Origin of the sequence: Paracoccus tibetensis, assembly GCF_900102505.1 — a bacterium.
Lineage (GTDB): Bacteria > Pseudomonadota > Alphaproteobacteria > Rhodobacterales > Rhodobacteraceae > Paracoccus > Paracoccus tibetensis.
On the sequence record NZ_FMVT01000005.1, the window covers coordinates 141,896 to 159,577 of the forward strand.

16 protein-coding genes are annotated in these 17,682 nt (G+C 69.8%); 5 read left to right on the forward strand and 11 right to left on the reverse strand.

Annotation, left to right across the window (positions count from 1 at the left end; all coding sequences use genetic code 11):
• The first annotated feature begins 26 nt into the window (after positions 1–26).
• Together BLP73_RS08560 and BLP73_RS08565 are read left to right on the forward strand one after the other, a co-directional pair.
• Positions 27–719 carry a metal-dependent hydrolase gene (locus BLP73_RS08560; protein ID WP_090742567.1) on the forward strand — a complete coding sequence of 231 codons (693 nt, stop codon included), beginning with the start codon at positions 27–29 and terminating at the stop codon, positions 717–719.
• Positions 716–2,515, forward strand: a complete 1,800-nt coding sequence (locus BLP73_RS08565; RefSeq protein WP_245686609.1) for an aminopeptidase P family protein — start codon at positions 716–718, stop codon at positions 2,513–2,515. The genes BLP73_RS08560 and BLP73_RS08565 overlap by 4 nt, the downstream gene beginning before the upstream one ends.
• Before the next feature lie 66 nt (positions 2,516–2,581).
• Here the strand turns inward: BLP73_RS08565 and BLP73_RS08570 are convergent, their stop codons facing one another.
• From BLP73_RS08570 to gltX, 3 genes are all read right to left on the reverse strand, one after another.
• Positions 2,582–3,244, reverse strand: coding sequence for an SDR family NAD(P)-dependent oxidoreductase (locus tag BLP73_RS08570; RefSeq protein WP_090743087.1), 663 nt, complete (start codon positions 3,242–3,244; stop codon positions 2,582–2,584).
• A gap of 99 nt (positions 3,245–3,343) precedes the next feature.
• On the reverse strand, positions 3,344–4,636 hold the full coding sequence (locus BLP73_RS08575; protein ID WP_090742569.1) for a citrate synthase: 1,293 nt from the start codon (positions 4,634–4,636) through the stop codon (positions 3,344–3,346).
• 67 nt (positions 4,637–4,703) lie between these two features.
• Positions 4,704–6,122, reverse strand: a complete 1,419-nt coding sequence (gene gltX, locus BLP73_RS08580) for a glutamate--tRNA ligase (RefSeq protein WP_090742572.1) — start codon at positions 6,120–6,122, stop codon at positions 4,704–4,706.
• Positions 6,123–6,237: 115 nt separating this feature from the next.
• On the opposite strand from gltX, the gene BLP73_RS08585 reads away from it, so the two are divergent.
• Positions 6,238–8,466 (forward strand): ComEC/Rec2 family competence protein, encoded by a 2,229-nt coding sequence (locus BLP73_RS08585; protein WP_245686610.1) that lies wholly within the window; start codon positions 6,238–6,240, stop codon positions 8,464–8,466.
• Positions 8,467–8,473: 7 nt separating this feature from the next.
• Here the strand turns inward: BLP73_RS08585 and BLP73_RS08590 are convergent, their stop codons facing one another.
• The 3 genes from BLP73_RS08590 to BLP73_RS08600 all read right to left on the reverse strand — a co-directional run bounded on the left by BLP73_RS08590 (position 8,474) and on the right by BLP73_RS08600 (position 10,536).
• Entirely contained in the window at positions 8,474–8,701 is a 228-nt protein-coding gene (locus BLP73_RS08590) for a DUF2798 domain-containing protein (protein ID WP_090742575.1), read from the reverse strand.
• Between the two features lie 10 nt (positions 8,702–8,711).
• A complete protein-coding gene (locus tag BLP73_RS08595) occupies positions 8,712–10,073 on the reverse strand; it encodes an aminotransferase (RefSeq protein ID WP_090743094.1) in 1,362 nt (453 codons plus the stop codon).
• Between the two features lie 118 nt (positions 10,074–10,191).
• Positions 10,192–10,536 carry a TfoX/Sxy family protein gene (locus BLP73_RS08600; RefSeq protein WP_090742578.1) on the reverse strand — a complete coding sequence of 115 codons (345 nt, stop codon included), beginning with the start codon at positions 10,534–10,536 and terminating at the stop codon, positions 10,192–10,194.
• 69 nt (positions 10,537–10,605) lie between these two features.
• Between BLP73_RS08600 and miaB the strand changes: the two genes are divergently transcribed.
• Positions 10,606–11,940, forward strand: a complete 1,335-nt coding sequence (miaB, locus tag BLP73_RS08605) for a tRNA (N6-isopentenyl adenosine(37)-C2)-methylthiotransferase MiaB (protein ID WP_090742581.1) — start codon at positions 10,606–10,608, stop codon at positions 11,938–11,940.
• Positions 11,941–12,170: 230 nt separating this feature from the next.
• Here the strand turns inward: miaB and ccoP are convergent, their stop codons facing one another.
• From ccoP to ccoN, 4 genes are read right to left on the reverse strand one after another with little or no spacing between them, the layout of a single operon-like run.
• On the reverse strand, positions 12,171–13,208 hold the full coding sequence (gene ccoP / locus BLP73_RS08610; RefSeq protein ID WP_090742586.1) for a cytochrome-c oxidase, cbb3-type subunit III: 1,038 nt from the start codon (positions 13,206–13,208) through the stop codon (positions 12,171–12,173).
• Entirely contained in the window at positions 13,208–13,399 is a 192-nt protein-coding gene (locus BLP73_RS08615; protein ID WP_090742589.1) for a cbb3-type cytochrome c oxidase subunit 3, read from the reverse strand. Before BLP73_RS08615 ends, ccoP begins: the two co-directional genes overlap by 1 nt.
• 7 nt (positions 13,400–13,406) lie before the next feature.
• Positions 13,407–14,129 (reverse strand): cytochrome-c oxidase, cbb3-type subunit II, encoded by a 723-nt coding sequence (gene ccoO, locus BLP73_RS08620; RefSeq protein WP_090742592.1) that lies wholly within the window; start codon positions 14,127–14,129, stop codon positions 13,407–13,409.
• A gap of 12 nt (positions 14,130–14,141) precedes the next feature.
• The gene (gene ccoN / locus BLP73_RS08625; RefSeq protein ID WP_090742595.1) at positions 14,142–15,746 is read right to left on the reverse strand and encodes a cytochrome-c oxidase, cbb3-type subunit I; all 1,605 of its coding nucleotides are present in this window, start codon (positions 15,744–15,746) and stop codon (positions 14,142–14,144) included.
• Between the two features lie 198 nt (positions 15,747–15,944).
• Between ccoN and BLP73_RS08630 the strand changes: the two genes are divergently transcribed.
• Positions 15,945–16,784 carry a universal stress protein gene (locus BLP73_RS08630; protein ID WP_090742598.1) on the forward strand — a complete coding sequence of 280 codons (840 nt, stop codon included), beginning with the start codon at positions 15,945–15,947 and terminating at the stop codon, positions 16,782–16,784.
• Positions 16,785–16,912: 128 nt separating this feature from the next.
• Here BLP73_RS08630 and fnrL read toward each other — a convergent pair whose 3' ends face one another.
• Positions 16,913–17,656, reverse strand: a complete 744-nt coding sequence (fnrL, locus tag BLP73_RS08635) for a transcriptional regulator FnrL (RefSeq protein WP_245686616.1) — start codon at positions 17,654–17,656, stop codon at positions 16,913–16,915.
• Between the last annotated feature and the right edge of the window lie 26 nt (positions 17,657–17,682).

Below are 17,682 nucleotides of genomic sequence, written 5' to 3' on the forward strand. Positions count from 1 at the left end.
CCGCGACAGCTGCAAAGGAGCATGCGATGCAACTGACCTGGCTCGGCCATGCCGGCTTCCGCCTCGAGATCGAGGTCGCCGTCATCCTGATCGACCCCTGGCTGACCGGCAACCCGGTCTTCCCCTCGGACCGGCGCGACGAGGCGATCCGCGGCGCCACCCACATCCTGCTGACCCACGGCCATGGCGATCATACCGGCGACGCGCTGGCCTTGGCGAAGGAGCTGAAGATCCCGCTGGTCGGCATCTTCGACCTGATCGGCCACTGGGAGAAGACCGAGAAGATCGAGGGGATCGGCTTCAACAAGGGCGGCACGGTCGATCTGGGCGGCGCGAAGGTCACGATGGTGAACGCGAGCCATTCCAGCTCGATCTCGGGGCCGGACGGGCCGGTCTATGCGGGCCACGAGTCGGGCTACATGATCGCCGGCGAGGGGCACGTGATCTATGTCTCGGGCGACACCGACATCATGGCCGACATGGAGTGGATGGGCGATCTGCACAAGCCGGACATCGGCATCCTCTGCGCGGGCGGGCATTTCACGATGGACATGGCGGGGGCGGGCTATGCCGCCAAGCGCTATTTCGACTTCAAGACCGTGATCCCCTGCCATTACCGCACCTTCCCCGCGCTCGAGCAGTCGGCGGAGGCGCTGGTCGCCGCCCTGCCCGGCGTCGATGTCATCGAGCCCCAGGTGATGGAGGCGATCCGGCTGTGAGCTTCCAACGCTTCGACGACCCGGCGGGCGGCGGCGATCACGCGGCGCGCCTTGCCGACCTGCGCGGGCAGATGAAGGCGCTCGGCCTCGATGCCTTCATCATCCCCCGCGCCGACGCGCATCAGGGCGAATATGTGGCCGAAGCCGATGCGCGGCTCGCCTGGCTCACCGCCTTCACCGGCAGCGCGGGCTTCGCCGTCGTGACCGAGACCCGGGCGGGCGTCTTCATCGACGGCCGCTACCGCGTGCAGGTGCGCGGGCAGGTGGACCTGACGCAGTTCACGCCGGTGAACTGGCCCGAAACGCGTCCCTCTGACTGGCTGCAGGAGGCGCTGCCGCAGGGCGGGCGCGTGGGGTTCGATCCGTGGCTGCACAGCCGCAAGGAGATCGAGACGATGGAGGCCGCGCTCGGCGGCAGCATCGCAATGATCGCGGTGGAGGCCAATCCCGTCGATGCCATCTGGCAGGACCGGCCCGCGCTGCCCGTGGGCGCAGCGCGCATCCATCCCGAGGATCTGGCGGGCGAAAGCGCCGGGCAGAAGCGCGCACGCCTCGCGGCCGAGCTGAAGGCAGCGGGGCAGGCTGCGGCGCTGCTGACCCTGCCCGACTCGATCTCGTGGCTGCTGAACATCCGGGGCAGCGACCTGCCGCGCAATCCGGTGGTGCAGTCCTTCGCGGTGCTGTCGGACAGCGGGCAGGTCTCGCTCTTCGCCGATCCCGCGAAGTTCAGCCCCGAGGTTCGGGCGCATCTGGGCAACGAGGTCGCGATCCTGCATGCCGAGGCCCTGCCCGCCGCGCTGACCGATCTGGAGGGGCCGGTGCGCCTGGACCCCGCCTCGGCGCCGGAAGCGGCCTTCCGCATCCTCGAGGCCGCCGGCACGGCGATTGCCCGCGGCCCCGATCCGGCCGTCCTGCCCAAGGCGCGCAAGAACGCGGCCGAGCTGGCGGGCATGCGCGCGGCCCATCTGCGCGACGGGGCCGCGATGGTACGGCTGCTCGCGTGGCTCGACGCGCAGGACCCGGCGGCGCTGACCGAGATCGACGTGGTCCGCCAGCTCGAGGCGTTCCGGCGCGAGGCCGGGATCATCGACATCAGCTTCGAGACGATCATGGGCAGCGGCCCCCACGGCGCCATCGTCCATTACCGCGTCAGCGAGGCCAGCAACCGCCGCCTCGCGCCGGGCGAGCTGCTGCTGATCGATTCGGGCGGGCAATATGCCGACGGGACGACCGACATCACCCGGACCGTCGCCCTGGGCGAGGCGCCGCAGGAGGCCGTCGCGCCCTACACGGCCGTGCTGCGGGGGATGATCGCCCTCAGCCGGGCGCGCTTTCCGAAGGGCGTCGCCGGGGCGCATCTGGACGCGCTGGCGCGGCAGTTCCTCTGGTCCGAGGGGCTCGATTTCGATCACGGCACCGGCCACGGCGTCGGGGCGGCGCTTTGCGTGCACGAGGGGCCGGTGCGGATCAGCCGCGCCAGCGACATGGCGCTGGAGGCCGGCATGATCCTATCGAACGAGCCGGGCTATTACCGCGAGGGCAGCTTCGGCATCCGCATCGAGAACCTAGTGGCCGTGACCCAGGCCGAGGCCGAGCCCGGCCGGACCATGCTGGGCTTCGAGACGCTGACCATCTGCCCCATCGACCGCCGGTTGATCGACCTGCGGGCCCTGTCGCGGGACGAGCGCATCTGGCTCGACGCCTACCACGCGCAGGTGCGCGAGGCGCTGTCGCCGCTGCTCGAGGGTGAGGCGCTGGCCTGGCTCGACGAGGCCACCGCGCCGCTTCAGGACTAGCGCGGCGCGGCGGGGGGTGCGGGGGGCGGCCAGCCCCCCGCGGGGCCGCGGGACGCAAGCAGCGCGTCAGACGAGGCCCAGGATCCGCGCCGCCTCGTCCGCGCAAGGCGTCAGCGCCGCGCGGTCCTCGCCCGGATGGAAGCGCGCGCGCACCGCCGTCGGCATGGGCGCGGGGCTGTCGATCAGGATGCGGGGGCCGGTGTTCACCGTCTCGGCCTGCCAGCTGCGGGCCAGCGCGATCTGCGCCGCCTTGCTGGCCCCGTAGGCGCCGAAGAACTTCTGTCCGCCCTGCGGGTCGTCAAAGAAGATCGCCGTGCCGGATTTCGCGCGCAGCAGGGGCTCCAGCAGCACGATCAGCCCGCGCGTCACCTCGACGTTCAGCAGCATCGACTTCGACCAGTCCTTGCCGCTGATATGCGGCGCCGGAGAAAGGGGCGCGGCATGGATCGCCGTATGGGCCCAGAGGTCGATGCCGCCCCACCGTTTCAGCACCGCGTCCGCCAGCTGCTGCATCGCCGCCGGCTCGGTCACGTCCATGGGCGCCAACGTCGCCTCGCCGCCCTTGGCGCGGATGCGGTCGTCCAACTCCTCCAGCCCGCCGACGGTCCGCGCCACCGCGAGGACGTGATAGCCGCGCGCCGCCAGCCCCTCGGCCAGCGCCGCCCCGAGGCCGCGCGAGGCCCCCGTCACCAGCGCCAGCTTCGGCGCGTCATTCGATACCTGTTCCATGATGCGTCCCTTGCCACCCGGCCGCGTCCCGCGCAAGACCCGCGCGCCGCGCATGAAAAAGGGGCCCGCGGCGGGGCCCCTTCACGATCCTCGCGCGGCTCAGCGCGCGGTCAGATCCACATAGTCCCGGCGCTCGGCGCCGACATAGAGCTGGCGCGGGCGGCCGATCTTGTTCTGCGGATCGCCGATCATCTCTTTCCACTGCGCGATCCAGCCGACCGTGCGCGAGAGCGCGAAGATCGGCGTGAACATCGAGGTCGGGAAGCCCATCGCCTCGAGGATGATGCCCGAGTAGAAGTCGACGTTCGGATAGAGCTTCTTCTCGATGAAGTACTCGTCCTCGAGCGCGATCTTCTCCAGCTCCTTGGCGACCTGCAGCGTCGGGTTGTCCTTGATCCCCAGCAGGTCCAGCACCTCGTCGGCCGATTCCTTCATGACCTTCGCGCGCGGATCAAAGTTCTTGTAGACCCGGTGCCCGAAGCCCATCAGCTTGAACGGGTCCGACTTGTCCTTGGCGCGGGCGATGAACTCGGGGATGCGGTCCACCGTCCCGATCTCGCGCAGCATCTCGAGGCAGGCCTGGTTGGCGCCGCCATGGGCCGGGCCCCAGAGGCAGGCGATTCCGGCCGCGATGCAGGCGAAGGGGTTCGCGCCCGACGAGCCGGCAAGACGCACGGTCGACGTCGAGGCGTTCTGCTCGTGATCGGCATGCAGCGTGAAGATGCGGTCCATCGCGCGCGACAGGGCCGGATCGACCGTGTATTTCTCGGCCGGGACCGAGAAGCACATGTTCAGGAAGTTCGCGGCATAATCCAGATCGTTCTGCGGATAGACGAAGGGCTGGCCGATCGAATACTTGTAGGCCATCGCCGCGATCGTCGGCAGCTTGGCGATCAGGCGGATCGCCGCGACCTCGCGCTGCCACTCGTCGTTCACGTCGGTCGAGTCGTGGTAGAAGGCCGACATGGCGCCCACGACGCCGACCATGGTCGCCATCGGATGCGCATCGCGACGGAAGCCGCGGAAGAAGTTGTGCATCTGCTCATGCACCATCGTGTGGCGCGTGACGCGGTTGCGGAAATCCTCCATCTGGGTCGGCGAGGGCAGCTCGCCGTAGAGCAGCAGGTAGCAGACTTCCACATAGCAGGACTTGGCGGCCAGCTGCTCGATCGGGTAGCCGCGATACCACAGCTCGCCCTTGTCGCCATCGATGAAGGTGATGGTCGACTCGCAGCTGGCGGTCGAGGTGAAGCCGGGGTCATAGGTGAAGACATCGGCCTGCCCGTAGAGCTTGCGGATGTCCAGAACGTCCGGCCCCTGGGTCGGGCTGAGGATCGGCAGCTCGTATTCGGCGTCGTTCAGCAGCAGCTTGGCACTCTTTTCGGCCATCATGCGTCCTTTCCGGCTAGGCCCGTCCCTGCGGCACGGAGCCGCGCGGCCGGGCATGATTGCGGCAGGCTCAGCCTGCCAGATCGGTCTGGTCCCGAAGCCGGGCCAGCGATTCCTCGCGGCCAAGCGCCGTCATCATGTCGAAGACACTGGGGGTGGTGCTGGTCCCGGCCAGAGCGGCGCGGAGGGGCCCCGCGATCTTGCCAAGACCCACGCCATTTTCTTCGGCAACCGCTTTGGCCGCCTGCTCCAGCGCGTCTCGCGTCCAGCTAACATTCTGCACTGCGGCAGTCAATGTTCTCAGCATACCACGGGATACCGGATCGAGAGACTTTGCCGCTTTTTCCTCGACGGCGATGGGCCGCTCGACCAGCGCGAAGCGCGCCTGATCCAGCAGCGCCGGCAGGGTCTTCGCCTTCTCCTTCAACGCCCCCATCGCGCCCAGGATGCGCTGCGACTGCGTCTCGGTCAGCGGCGCGTGGCCGGCCTCGGCCATCCAGGCCTCCAACGCCTCCAGCACGGCCGCGTCCTCCATCGTGCCGATGTGGTGGCCGCTCACATGCTCCAGCTTCTTGAAGTCGAGCCGCGCGGGCGCCCGGCCGATGCCGCCCAGGTCGAACCACTCCCGCGCCTGCGCGTCGCCGAAAAGCTCGTCGTCGCCGTGGCTCCAGCCGAGCCGCGCGAGGTAGTTGCGCATCGCCGCCGGAGGATAGCCGAGCGCGGCAAATTCATGCAGCCCCACCGCGCCGTGCCGCTTGGACAGCTTCTTGCCGTCCTCGCCGTGGATCAGCGGGATATGGGCGAAGACCGGCCGCGGCCAGCCCATCGCGTCGTAGATCTGGATCTGCCGCGCGGTGTTCGTCAGGTGGTCGTCGCCGCGGATGACATGCGTCACGCCCATGTCGTGATCGTCCACCACCACGGCCAGCATGTAGGTTGGCGTGCCGTCGCTGCGCAGCAGCACCATGTCGTCCAACTGGTCGTTCGCGACGCGAACCTCGCCCTGCACCTCGTCCGCGATCACCGTCTCGCCGCTGCGGGGCGCCTTGAGGCGAATGGCGTAGAGCGCGTCCGGCAGGTCGGTCGCGTCGCGCCACGGGCTCTGGAAGGGCTGGCGGGGGTTCGCCTCGCGGAAGGCGGCGATCTCCTCGGGGGTCGAGAAGCACTTGTAGGCCGTGCCGCCGGCCAGCATCTGCCGCGCCACCTCGGCATGGCGGTCCTTGCGGGCGAACTGGCTGATCGGCTCGCCGTCCCAATCAAGGCCGAGCCAGCTCAGCCCCTTCAGGATCGCCTCGGTCGCCTCGGGGGTCGAGCGGGCGCGATCCGTGTCCTCGATCCGCAGAAGGAACTTGCCGCCCCGGCCGCGCGCATAGAGCCAGTTGAACAGCGCCGTCCGCGCGCCCCCGATATGCAGATAGCCCGTCGGCGAGGGGGCGAAGCGGGTGACGACGGGTGCGGCGGCGGGTTCGGCGGCGGCGGTCTGGGTCATGGAGGCTTTCGGCTCTGGGCTGTTCTGAGGCGGAGCCAGCGCCGTTAACGCTTTGGTAAGGCCGGCCTGTCAATCTCGCGGCAAGTGATAGTCAAGGCGCCCGGAAAGGACAAGGATGTTGCCCCAAGACGGCACGCTCGCCGCGCCAGCCACGCCGATGCCGGCTGCCCGGCCGCGGGCCCTGCCGCGCGCGACGGCACGGCGCAGCGCGCGTCCGGCGGCCGCGCCGCGGGCGGGCCTGCTGGCCTGGGTGCCGGTCCTTCTGGCGGCGGGGATCGGGCTGTGGTTCCTCAGCCCGGCGCTGCCGACCACGCTGCACTGGACCATCCTCGGGCTTGCCGGCGCGGCGGGTGTCGCGCTGTCCCGCGGCGCGCTGCGCCTGGCCGAGGCGGGCCGCATCGCCTGGCAGCGCGCCGATGCGCTGCGGCTGCTTGGACTGGCCGCGGCGCTTGTTTGCGCGGGTTTCGCGCTGGCGGCGACGCGGGCCTCGCTGGTGGCGGCGCCGGTCCTCGACTGGCGCTATTACGGCCCGGTCGAGGGGCGCGTGGTCCAGATCGACCGGTCGGCCCGCGACCGCCTGCGGCTGACGCTGGATCAGGTCGTCCTGCGCGACCTCGACCCCGACGAGACGCCGCACCGCGTCCGCCTGTCCCTGACCGATCCGGCCGAGGAGGATCTGCCGCCCATCGGCCAGCGCGTGATGCTGACCGGGCATCTCGGCCCGCCGCCCGGCCCCGCCTCGCCCGGCAGCTTCGACTTCCGCCTGAACGCCTGGTTCCAGGGCCTCGGCGCGGTCGGCTACAGCCGCACGCCGATCCTGGCCGTCGCGCCGCCCGAGGGCGGGCAGTGGCGGCTTCACCGCGCGCGCATGGCGCTGAGCGAGGCGGTGCAGGACCGCATCCCCGGACAGGCCGGCGCACTTGCGGCGGCGCTGATGACGGGCGACCGCTCGGGCATCACCGAGGCCACGACCGAGCTGATGCGCGCCTCGAACCTGTCGCATGTGATCGCGATCTCGGGGCTGCACATGGGGCTGCTGACGGGCTTCGTCTACGCGGCGCTGCGGCTGGCGCTGGTGCTGGCGCAGGGTCTGGGCGCCCGGCTGCCGCTGCCAGCGCACAAGCTGGCGGCAATCGGCGCTCTGGCAGCGGCGGCGGGCTATCTGTGGCTGTCCGGAGCCAGCGTGGCCACGCAGCGCGCCTTCGTGACAGTCGCGGTGATGCTGCTCGCGATCCTTGCGGACCGGCGGGCAATCTCGCTGCGGACGGTGGCGCTGGCCGCGACCGCGATCCTGATCCTCAGCCCCGAGGCGCTGACCTCGCCCGGCTTCCAGATGAGCTTTGCCGCCACCATCGCCCTGATCCTGACCTTCGGCCCGTGGAGCCGCGTCGCGCCAGGCCTTCCGCGCTGGCTGCGGCCGGTGCTGATGCTGCTGGTCTCGTCGCTGGTGGCGGGCCTTGCGACCGCGCCAATCGGGGCCGCGCATTTCAGCCGGATGTCGCAATACGGGCTCTTGGCCAACATGCTGGCCGTGCCGGTGATGGGCACGCTGATCATGCCCTCGGGCGTGATCGCGCTGGTGCTGGCGCCCATCGGACTGGAGGCGCCGGCGCTGTGGGTCATGGGGCTGGGCGCAGGCTGGATGCTGCGCGTCGCGGGCTTCGTCGCGGGCCTCGAGGGGGCCGTGACGGCAATTCCCGTGCCGCCCGCCGCGGTGCTGCCGCTCTTGGGCTTCGGCGCGGTCGGGCTGGTCCTGACCTGGCGCCGGCGCAGCCAGCGCAGCCTGCCCGCGCTGGCGGGACAGGCCTGCGGCGCGGCGATGATCCTGGCCGGCGGCCTTCTCTGGGTAACGGCGAGCCGGCCGGCCGTGCTGATCGCGCCCGAGGGCGAGGCGGTGGGGATCATGACCCCGGCCGGCCGCGCCGTCTCGAAGCCCGCCGGCGGGTCCTTCGTCGTCTCGACCTGGCTTCTGGAGGATGGCGATGTCGCCGACCAGGAGGCGTCGGCGGCCCGGCCGCTCTGGCGCGGCGACAGCCGCGACCGCAGCGCGGACCTGCCGCAGGGCTGGCAGATCCTGCACGTCACCGGCAAGGGATCGGGCGCGCGCGGCGCCGCGCTCTGCGCCCCGCGCCGCATCATCGTCGCGACCGAGCCGACAGGCCTGCCACCAACGGCGCCCTGCCTCGTCTTCGACAGCGACCGGCTCCGCCGCACCGGCGCCGTGGCGCTGGAGATGGGCGAGGACGGCCCCGCCTGGCGCGGGGTCGCCGAGACGCATCCGGTGCTGCGGGTGGAGAGGCCGCGGCGCGGTCAGCGCCCGCAGCGCCAAGCGGCGCCGGGCTGAGGCGCCCTCAATCCGGCCGCGTCAGCCGCGCGACCAGCCGGCGCGCCAGCGGCGCCACGACCAGCACGGCCGGAAAGGCCACCGCCCAGCTCGAGAGCCAGTTTCCCAGCCACAGCCCGCCCACGCCGTGCGTCATGCCCACCGCCCGCAGCGTCGCGATGCCCGAGACGAGCGACGACATCAGGCCCGAGAGGAAGAACCCGAAGAGGATCGGCGCATAGCGGGCCGGGATCATGCCGCTCGCCTCACGCGACTTCGGCGAAGACGCGGGTCAAGGCCTGCTCGAGCTTGTCGAACATCTCGTCCATCTGCGCCTCGGTCAGGATGAAGGGCGGGCAGAGCACGATCGACTGGCCGAGCGGGCGGCAGATGAGCCCCAGGTCGGTGCAGGTGTTCGCGATCCGCTCGGAGACCGACAGATGCCCCTCGAACGGGGTCTTGCTGGCCTTGTCGCGCACCGCCTCCAGCGCCCACATGAAGCCGACGCCGCGATACTCGCCGATGTTCGGGTTCTGGGCGAGGCGCTTGAGACCGGCCTCGAAGCGGGGGGCGAGGTCGACGACGTTCTGCGCCAGCCCCTCGTTCATCACCACGTCGATGGCCTTCAGCGCGATGGCGCAGCCCACCGGGTGACCCGAGGCGGTGAAGCCGTGCGGGAACTCCTCGATCTTCTCGACCGCGGCCTGCACGCGGTCGGCCAGTTCCGGCCCCAGGATCACGGCGCCCATCGGGAAGAGCCCGGCGGTCAGGTTCTTCGAGCTGATGATCGCGTCCGGCACGAAGTCGTAGGTCTGGTTGCCCCAGGTGTGGCCGGTGCGGCCGAAGCCGGTGATGACCTCGTCCGCGATCATCGGGATGTCGTATTTCTTCAGGATCGGCAGCACCGCCTGGAAATAGCCGGCCGAGGGCGGGATGACCCCGCCCGCGCCCTGCACCGGCTCGGCGAAGAAGCCGGCGATGGTGTCGGCGCCCTCGCGCTGGATCACCTCTTCCAACTCGCGCGCGAGGCGGGCCGTGAACTGCTCTTCCGTCTCGCCGGCCTCGCCATAGCGCCAGAAATGCGGGCAGGTCAGGTGGATGAAGCCGGGCAGCGGCAGGCCGAAGACCTCGTTATAGGGCTTGCCGGTCATGCTGGCCGAGACGGCGGTGACGCCGTGATAGGCGTTCCAGCGCGTCAGGATCTTGCGGCGCTGCGGCTTGCCTTCGGAGGCGTGCAGGAACCACAGCATCTTGACCATGGTGTCGTTCGCCTCGGAGCCCGAATTGGTGTAGAAGACCTTGCCTCGCGCGAAGGGCGAGACCTCGACCAGCTTCTCGGACAGCATCACGGTCTGGTCGGACATGCGCCCAAAGAAGGCGTGATAGCCGGGAAAGCGGTCGTATTGCGCCTTGGCCGCCTCTGCCAGACCCTTGTGGTCGAAGCCGGCGACCATGTTCCAGAGGCCTGAATTGGCATCCAGGTAGCGGCGGCCGTTCACGTCGACGACATAGGGCCCCTCGCCATGAGTCAGGACGACGGCGCCACGCTTCTGCACGCTCGGCAGGTCCGTGAAGCCGTAAAGCGAATACTCGTCGGCCCGTGCTTCCCAACTTTGCGGCTGCGTCATCGTCATGCTCCCCTGCGGATGTGGCGGCAGGCTAGACGGGCGCCCCGCCGCGTTCAATGGGGGCTGGCGAAGCGCCGGCACGCGGAACGGCGGCGCGGCGTTCTGCCGGTGGCGGCCGTCACTTCGCCCGCACGGGGCGCGGGCGCGGCAGGCCGATCTGGTCCAGCGCCGCCTCGAACGCGGTCATGGCGCCGCCGCCGGTCTCGGCCAGAAGCGCATCGTATTGCGCCCGCAGCGCCCGCTTCTCCTCGCCCTTGCAGTCGTTCCACGGCCGGCCCTGCAGGGCCATGTGCAGCACGTAATAGGGGATGAAATGCGGACGCGCGCCCGCGGCCAGAAGCGCGCGATAGGCCTCGTGCGCGCCAAGCGCGCGCAGGCGGGCGGCGTCGGGGATGCCGGCCTCGGCCAGGGCGCGTGCGGTGGCGGGGCCGATATTGGGGATCGTCGTCAGGTCGCTGGCCATCCGCGCCTCGGTCCCTTCCCAAGCGGCGGCGATTCCTGTATCGCTGCGCGAATTCAAGGACAGCATGACATGACCCAGGACGCCAGCACTTCGGCCGCGAAGAAACTGTTCATCAAGACCTATGGCTGCCAGATGAACGTCTATGACAGCCAGCGCATGGCCGAGGCCATGGGCGCCGAGGGATACGTGCTGACCGAGGACCAGGCCGAGGCGGACATGGTCCTGCTGAACACCTGCCACATCCGCGAGAAGGCGGCCGAGAAGCTGTATTCCGACCTCGGCCGGCTGAAGCCGCTCAAGGCTGCGCGGCCGGACTTGAAGATCGGCGTCGCCGGCTGCGTCGCGCAGGCCGAGGGCGAGGAGATCGTGCGCCGCATGCCGCTGGTCGATCTGGTCGTCGGCCCGCAGACCTATCACCGCCTGCCCGCGATGCTGCGCGGCGAGGCGCCCGCGATCCTCACCGACTTCCCGGCCGAGGACAAGTTCGACCACCTGCCGGAACGCCGCGCCACCCGCCGCGCACCCGCCGCCTTCCTGACGGTGCAGGAGGGCTGCGACAAGTTCTGCGCCTTCTGCGTCGTTCCCTACACGCGCGGGGCCGAGGTCAGCCGCCCGGTGGACCGCATCCTGCGCGAGGCGCGGGATCTGGTGGCCCGCGGCGTGCGCGAGATCACGCTTCTGGGCCAGAACGTCAACGGCTGGCACGGGTCGGGCGAGGACGGGCGCGAATGGGGCTTCGGCCGGCTGATCCGGGCCATCGCCGAGACCCCTGGACTGGACCGCATCCGATACACCACGAGCCATCCGAACGACATGGCGGCTGACCTGATCGAGGCGCATCGCGACATCCCCGCGCTGATGCCCTACCTGCACCTGCCCGTGCAGTCGGGAAGCGACCGCATCCTGAAGGCGATGAACCGCAAGCACACGGCCGACCAGTATCTGCGCCTCATCGACCGCATCCGCGACGCGCGGCCCGACATCATGCTGACCAGCGACTTCATCGTGGGCTTTCCCGGCGAGACCGACGAGGATCACGCCGCCACCTTGCGGCTGGTCGAGACCGTCGGCTTCGGCACCGCCTTCAGCTTCAAGTACTCCCCCCGCCCCGGCACCCCGGCCTTCGAGCGGCCCGAGGTGGAGGGCGCCGTCGCGGACCGGCGCCTGCAAGAGCTTCAGGCGCTGCTAAATCGCCAGCAGAAGGCCGCGCAAGAGGGGATGGTCGGGCGGACGGTGGGCGTTCTCTTCGAGAAGGCGGGGCGGCTGCCAGGACAGATGGTCGGCAAGTCGGACTATCTGCACTCGGTCTTCGTGGATGCGCCTGAGGCCGTGCCGGGCGATCTGGCGCAGGTCCGCATTGTCGAAAGCGCAGCCAATTCGCTGCGCGGCGAGCTTCTCGTCTGACGTGCCGGCTAAGCCGGCCCCCGGCCCACTGACGGCCACAGGCAAACGCGAACCCGGCCGGGGGGCCGGCCCTCCCGCAACCCGCGCGTGGCGGGCTGCGGAACGGGGTGCAGCACGGGCCGAAAGCCCTGCTGCGGGTGGAATGCCGGCCCCTCCGAGGAACGCGCGAACAGGACGGAGGGGCCGGGCTACCGCGTCCGTGGGGGACGCGGGTCTGCGGAGCGGGGCGATTACTCGCCGCCGCCAAGTCCGTGGACATAGACGGTCAGGGCGCGGATCTCGGCCTCGGAGAGGCGCTCGGACCAGGCGGGCATGACGCCGAACGGACCTTGCGAGATGATGCGCGCAAGCGTCTCGGGCTCGTTGCCGTAGAGCGTGATCTGGTCGTTCAGCGCGGGGGCGCCCTGCCCCCGGTCGCCGCTGCCGTCGTCCATGTGGCAGGCCGAGCAGTTATCGGCATAGACCTCGGCCCCCGCCGCCGCGCGGGCGGCATCGAACGGCTGGCCCGACAGCGACAGGACGTGATGGACGACCTGGTCGATTTGCTGGCGGTCAAGAAGCCCATCCACCCCGAAGCGCGGCATCTCGGACCAGCGGGTGTCCGGGTCCTTGGGGTCGCGGATGCCGTGGGTCAGGGTCAGGTGAATGTCCTCGAGGCTGCCGCCCCAGAGCCAGCTGTCGTCCAGCAGGTTCGGATAGCCCCGTGCCCCGCCCGCGCCGGCTCCGTGGCACTGGGCGCACCAGGTCCGGTAGAGCGCGCCGCCCGCATTGGTCGCGTAGCTGGTCAGGTCCGGGTCGCGGGTGATCTCGCCCAGTTCCGCCTGCACCACCGCCGCCTGGATGGGCGCGTTGGCGGCGGCGAAGCGGTCGATCTCGGCCGCGACCTCCTTGCGGCTGTTGGTCGCCAGCAGCCCCTGCGTCGCCTGCGTCACCATCGGGATGGCGGGATAGGCGAACATGTAGCCGACCGCCCAGATGATCGTGGCGTAGAAGGTCCAGAGCCACCAGCGCGGCATCGGGTTGTCGTATTCGGTGATCCCGTCCCATTCGTGGCCGGTCGAGGGCGTCTCCTTCAGTCCGACGCCGTGGCGGCCCTTGCGGCGGTGGCTGGGCGCGACGGGCGTGTCCGGCTCGGGCCGCGGGGGAATGTCGCCCGCGATCTTGGCGGCGTGCTCGGCATCCGCGCTCTGCCGGCGCAGGTCGATCTGGTTGTCCGGGTTGGCGGGCGAGGCGTGGTCGTCCTGCGGGGTCTTCTTGTCGTCAGACATCAGCGGTCCTCCTCGTCCTTGCGGGTGGCGGCAGGACGGTTCTCGTTGCGAAAGATGCTCTCGGCGGCATCTCTCTGGACGCGGCGGGATCCGGGGCGGAACACGAAGAGAATCACGCCCACGAAGATCAGGGTCAGCAGCAGCAGCGCCCAGCTGTCGGCGAGGGTGCGCAGGAAGCTGTAGGTTTCCATGGCGCCCTCAGCGGTTCGGGTCGGGCTCGAAGGTCGAGAAATCGACCAGCGTGCCGAGCATCTGGAGGTAAGCGACCAAGGCGTCCATCTCGGTCACCTGCGGCTGGCGGTCGAAGTTCCGCATCTGCGCGCCGGGATAGCGCTCTAGCAGGGCGGGGTCGCCGAAGGGGTCGGTCTGGGCGCGGAAGTCGGCGGCGGCGTGCTGGATCATCTCGTCCGTGTAGGGCACGCCCACCGCGCGGTCGGTCCGCAGCCGCTGCTGGATCTGCGCGGGGGAGATCACGCGGTCCAGCAGGAAGCCGTATTTCGGCATGATCGATTCGGGCACGACCGATTGCGGATCGCGCAGGTGATCGACATGCCACTCGTCCGAGTAGCGCCCCCCGACCCGCGCCAAGTCCGGTCCGGTGCGCTTGGAGCCCCACTGGAACGGGTGGTCGTACATCGATTCGGCGGCGAGGCTGTAATGGCCGTAGCGCTCGACCTCGTCGCGCATCGGGCGGATCATCTGGCTGTGGCAGACATAGCAGCCCTCGCGGACGTAGATGTCGCGGCCGGCCAGCTCCAGCGGGCTGTAGGGGCGCACGCCCTCGACCTTCTCGATGGTGTTCTCGAGATAGAAGAGCGGCGTGATCTGGACGATGCCGCCGATGGTGACGACCAGGAAGGAAAAGATCAGCAAGAGCGTCGCGTTCTTTTCCAGGATCTTGTGCTTTTCAAGGATGGCCATGATCCATGCCCCTCATTCTGCCGGCACGGCGGCGGCCGTGCTTTGCGCTTGCGGTTGGCGGGCGACGGTCGCCCAGAGGTTCCAGGCCATGATGATCGCGCCGGCGAGGTAGAGGACCCCTCCGAGGCCGCGCACCACGTACATCGGGAACTTGGCGGCGACGGTGTCGGCGAAGGCGTTGACCAGGAAGCCGTGCTGGTCGACCTCGCGCCACATCAGGCCCTCCATGATGCCGGTGACCCACATCGCGCTGGCGTAGAGAACGATCCCGATCGTCGCGAGCCAGAAGTGCCAGCTGACGAGCCGCAGGCTGTAGAGGCTTGTCCGGCCCCAGAGGCGCGGCGTCAGGTAGTAGAGCGCGCCGAAGGTGATCATGCCGTTCCAGCCGAGCGCGCCGGAATGGACATGGCCGATGGTCCAGTCGGTGTAGTGCGACAGGCTGTTGACGGTCTTGATCGACATCATCGGCCCCTCGAAGGTCGCCATGCCGTAGAACCCCACCGCGACGACCATCATGCGGATGATCGGGTCGGTCCGCAGCTTGTCCCAGGCCCCCGACAGGGTCATAAGCCCGTTGATCATCCCGCCCCAGCTGGGCATCCACAGCATGATCGAGAAGACCATCCCAAGCGTCGCGGCCCATTCGGGCAGCGCGGTATAATGCAGGTGGTGCGGACCGGCCCAGATGTAGAGGAAGATGATCGCCCAGAAGTGGATGATCGACAGCTTGTAGCTGTAGACCGGGCGCTCGGCCTGCTTTGGGATGAAGTAGTACATCATCCCCAGGAAGCCCGCCGTCAGGAAGAAGCCGACCGCGTTGTGGCCGTACCACCACTGCACCATCGCGTCCTGCACGCCGGCGAAGACCTGCACCGACTTGCTGCCCCAGATGCTGACCGGGATCGCCAGGTTGTTGACCACATGCAGCATCGCGATGGTCACGATGAAGGCCAGGTAGAACCAGTTGGCGACGTAGATATGCGGCTCGCGGCGCTTGATGATCGTGCCGAGGAAGACGGCGAGGTAGGTGACCCACACGATGGTCAGCCACAGGTCGACATACCATTCCGGCTCGGCATATTCCTTGGACTGCGTCGCGCCGAGGATGTAGCCGGTCGCCGCCAGAACGATGAAGAGGTTGTAGCCCCAGAAGACGAACCAGGCCGCGTTCCCGCCCCAGAGCCGTGCCGCCGAGGTGCGCTGCACGACGTAGAAGCTGGTCGCGATCAGGGCGTTGCCGCCGAAGGCGAAGATGACCGCGCTGGTGTGCAGCGGGCGCAGCTTGCCGAAGTTCAGGTAGCCATGGGTCAGCTCGCTGAAGTTCAGCGAGGGCCAGGCCAGCTGGAAGGCGATGACGACGCCGACGAGGAAGCCGACGACGCCCCACAGGACCGTCGCGACGACCCCGGCCCGCACCGGCCCGTCCATGTAGGCGCGCGGGTCGTGGACCGGCACCGGCTCGTCCACCTGGCGCAGCGTCCACAGGAAGACGCCGCCGGCGACCAGCATCACGGTCAGCGCGTTCACCATGTAGGCGGCGTCATGCGCCATGTTCGCGCCGATCGCCGCGATCAGGGTGACCCCGCCGAGGAGAATCAATTTCAGAATGTTCCACATGGCCGCACCTGTCACCTCGTTCGTGCTGTCTGCCCGGCCGCGACTCGGCCCCGGACGGAGGAATTCGATGCTGCCGGAATAGGCGCGCCGCCCGGTGCGAACCTTGATCTGCGTCAAGTCGGCGGGTTGATACTGATCAAGGCAGGGGGCGGCGCGTCATGCGATCCCTGCCTCGAACAGCGCAGAAGGAGGCACGCGATGTCCTACAAGACCATCCTGACGATCCTGACCCATCCGTCGCAGATGCCGCAGCTCGACGCCGCCGCGGCGCTGGCCGTGCGCGAGGACGCCCATCTCGACATCCTCTGCCTCGGCCTCGACATGGGCCAGCCCGGCTATTTCTTCCCCGGCGGCACAGCCTATGTGCTGCAGGACGCCATCGACACCGCGATGGACGAGGCCGAAGCCCTGCAATCGCAGGTGCACGCGCATCTGGCCGCGGCGCGCGATCTTCGCTGGTCGGTGGACAGCGCGGTGGCGCAATCGGGCGGGATCCCCGGCCTCGTCGGGATGAAGGCGCGCTTCTCGGACCTGACCGTGCTGGCCAGCCCCTATGCCGCCGCGACGCCCGCCGACGCCGAGATCGTCACCGAGGCCGCCCTCTTCGAGGGGTGCTGCCCGGTGCTGATCGTGCCCCCCTCGGGCCTTCCGGCCGAGCCGCCGCGCCGGATCCTCGTGGCCTGGAACCAGTCGACCGAGGCGCTGGCCGCGATCCGCCGCGCGCTGCCGCTGCTGCGCGCCGCTCAGGCGGTCGAGATCACCTGCATCGATCCCCGCCGCAGCGGGATCGACCGCTCGGATCTCGGCGCCGCGCTGACGCAGATGCTGACACGCCACGGGGTGCGGGCCGAGATTGCTGTCCTCGCGCGCACCGCGCCCACGATCAGCGACGAGCTGAACCGCCGGGCCATCGAGACCGGCGCGGACATGATCGTGATGGGCGCCTACGGCCATTCCCGCTTCCGACAGGCAATCCTGGGCGGGGCGACGCGGAACATGCTCGAGAAATCGGCGGTGCCGGTCTTCATGGCGCGCTGAGCCCGCCGGTCCTGCGCGGCGCCCGGGGGGTGCGGGGGGACGGGTCCCCCCGCGCCGTCGCGGGACGCAACCGGTGCGGCGCCATCAGCCTTGCGGAACGCCGGGGCCTGAAAGCCGCGGCCGAGGCGTTAGTCCACCATGCCCCCGTCCGCATCGTCGCCCGATTCGTCGACGATGCGCGAGAAGTCCGGCAGGATGACGCCGCGCTTGCCCTTCAGCTCGATCACGCCGTCGCGCTTGAGGGCGCTGACCTGGCGGCTCACCGTCTCCAGCGTCAGCCCCAGGTAGTCCGCCATCGCCTCGCGCGTCAGCGGCAGCTCCAGCTCCATCCGCCCGGCCGGGCGGCGCTTCTGCAGCGCGGCCTCGCGGCGGGCGACGATGGCGATGAACGAGGCGATCTTCTCGCGCGCCGTCTTGCGCCCCAGAAGCAGCATCCACTCGCGCGCCGCGTCCAGCTCGTCCAGCGTCATCTCCAGCAGGCGGTGCGCGATATGCGGGGTCTCGCGCATCAGATCGTCGAAGGGCTTGCGCCTGAAGCAGCAGAGCACGACTTTCGTCGCCGCCGTCGCGTTATAGGCCGCGCGCTCGCGCCCGGGCCGGCCCAGGAAGTCGCTCGGCAGCAACAGGCCCACGACCTGCGTGCGCCCGTCCTCCAGCGTCTGCGTCAGCGAGGCGACGCCGGTCACGACCGAGCCGACGAAGTCCATCCGGTCGCCCTCCCAGATGATGGGCTGGCCCGGTTCGTAGCTGCGGTAGAACTTGATCTGCTCCAGGACCTTCAGCTCGTCCGTCTCGCATTGCGCGCAGACCGCGCGGTAGCGGATCGGGCATTCCCCACAGCGCGGCGCGCCCTGCGCGGTCGTCGCGGGCACCTGGCTGTTGATCTGGGTCAAGGACG

Excerpts from the sequence above, each read along its gene's own strand:
- BLP73_RS08560 (WP_090742567.1), top strand. The coding sequence starts at position 27 with ATGCAACTGACCTGGCTCGGCCATGCCGGCTTCCGCCTCGAGATCGAG.
- BLP73_RS08570 (WP_090743087.1), bottom strand. The coding sequence starts at position 3,244 with ATGGAACAGGTATCGAATGACGCGCCGAAGCTGGCGCTGGTGACGGGG.
- BLP73_RS08575 (WP_090742569.1), bottom strand. The coding sequence starts at position 4,636 with ATGATGGCCGAAAAGAGTGCCAAGCTGCTGCTGAACGACGCCGAATAC.
- gltX (WP_090742572.1), bottom strand. The coding sequence starts at position 6,122 with ATGACCCAGACCGCCGCCGCCGAACCCGCCGCCGCACCCGTCGTCACC.
- BLP73_RS08585 (WP_245686610.1), top strand. The coding sequence starts at position 6,238 with ATGTTGCCCCAAGACGGCACGCTCGCCGCGCCAGCCACGCCGATGCCG.
- BLP73_RS08590 (WP_090742575.1), bottom strand. The coding sequence starts at position 8,701 with ATGATCCCGGCCCGCTATGCGCCGATCCTCTTCGGGTTCTTCCTCTCG.
- BLP73_RS08595 (WP_090743094.1), bottom strand. The coding sequence starts at position 10,073 with ATGACGCAGCCGCAAAGTTGGGAAGCACGGGCCGACGAGTATTCGCTT.
- BLP73_RS08600 (WP_090742578.1), bottom strand. The coding sequence starts at position 10,536 with ATGGCCAGCGACCTGACGACGATCCCCAATATCGGCCCCGCCACCGCA.
- miaB (WP_090742581.1), top strand. The coding sequence starts at position 10,606 with ATGACCCAGGACGCCAGCACTTCGGCCGCGAAGAAACTGTTCATCAAG.
- ccoP (WP_090742586.1), bottom strand. The coding sequence starts at position 13,208 with ATGTCTGACGACAAGAAGACCCCGCAGGACGACCACGCCTCGCCCGCC.
- BLP73_RS08615 (WP_090742589.1), bottom strand. The coding sequence starts at position 13,399 with ATGGAAACCTACAGCTTCCTGCGCACCCTCGCCGACAGCTGGGCGCTG.
- ccoO (WP_090742592.1), bottom strand. The coding sequence starts at position 14,129 with ATGGCCATCCTTGAAAAGCACAAGATCCTGGAAAAGAACGCGACGCTC.
- ccoN (WP_090742595.1), bottom strand. The coding sequence starts at position 15,746 with ATGTGGAACATTCTGAAATTGATTCTCCTCGGCGGGGTCACCCTGATC.
- BLP73_RS08630 (WP_090742598.1), top strand. The coding sequence starts at position 15,945 with ATGTCCTACAAGACCATCCTGACGATCCTGACCCATCCGTCGCAGATG.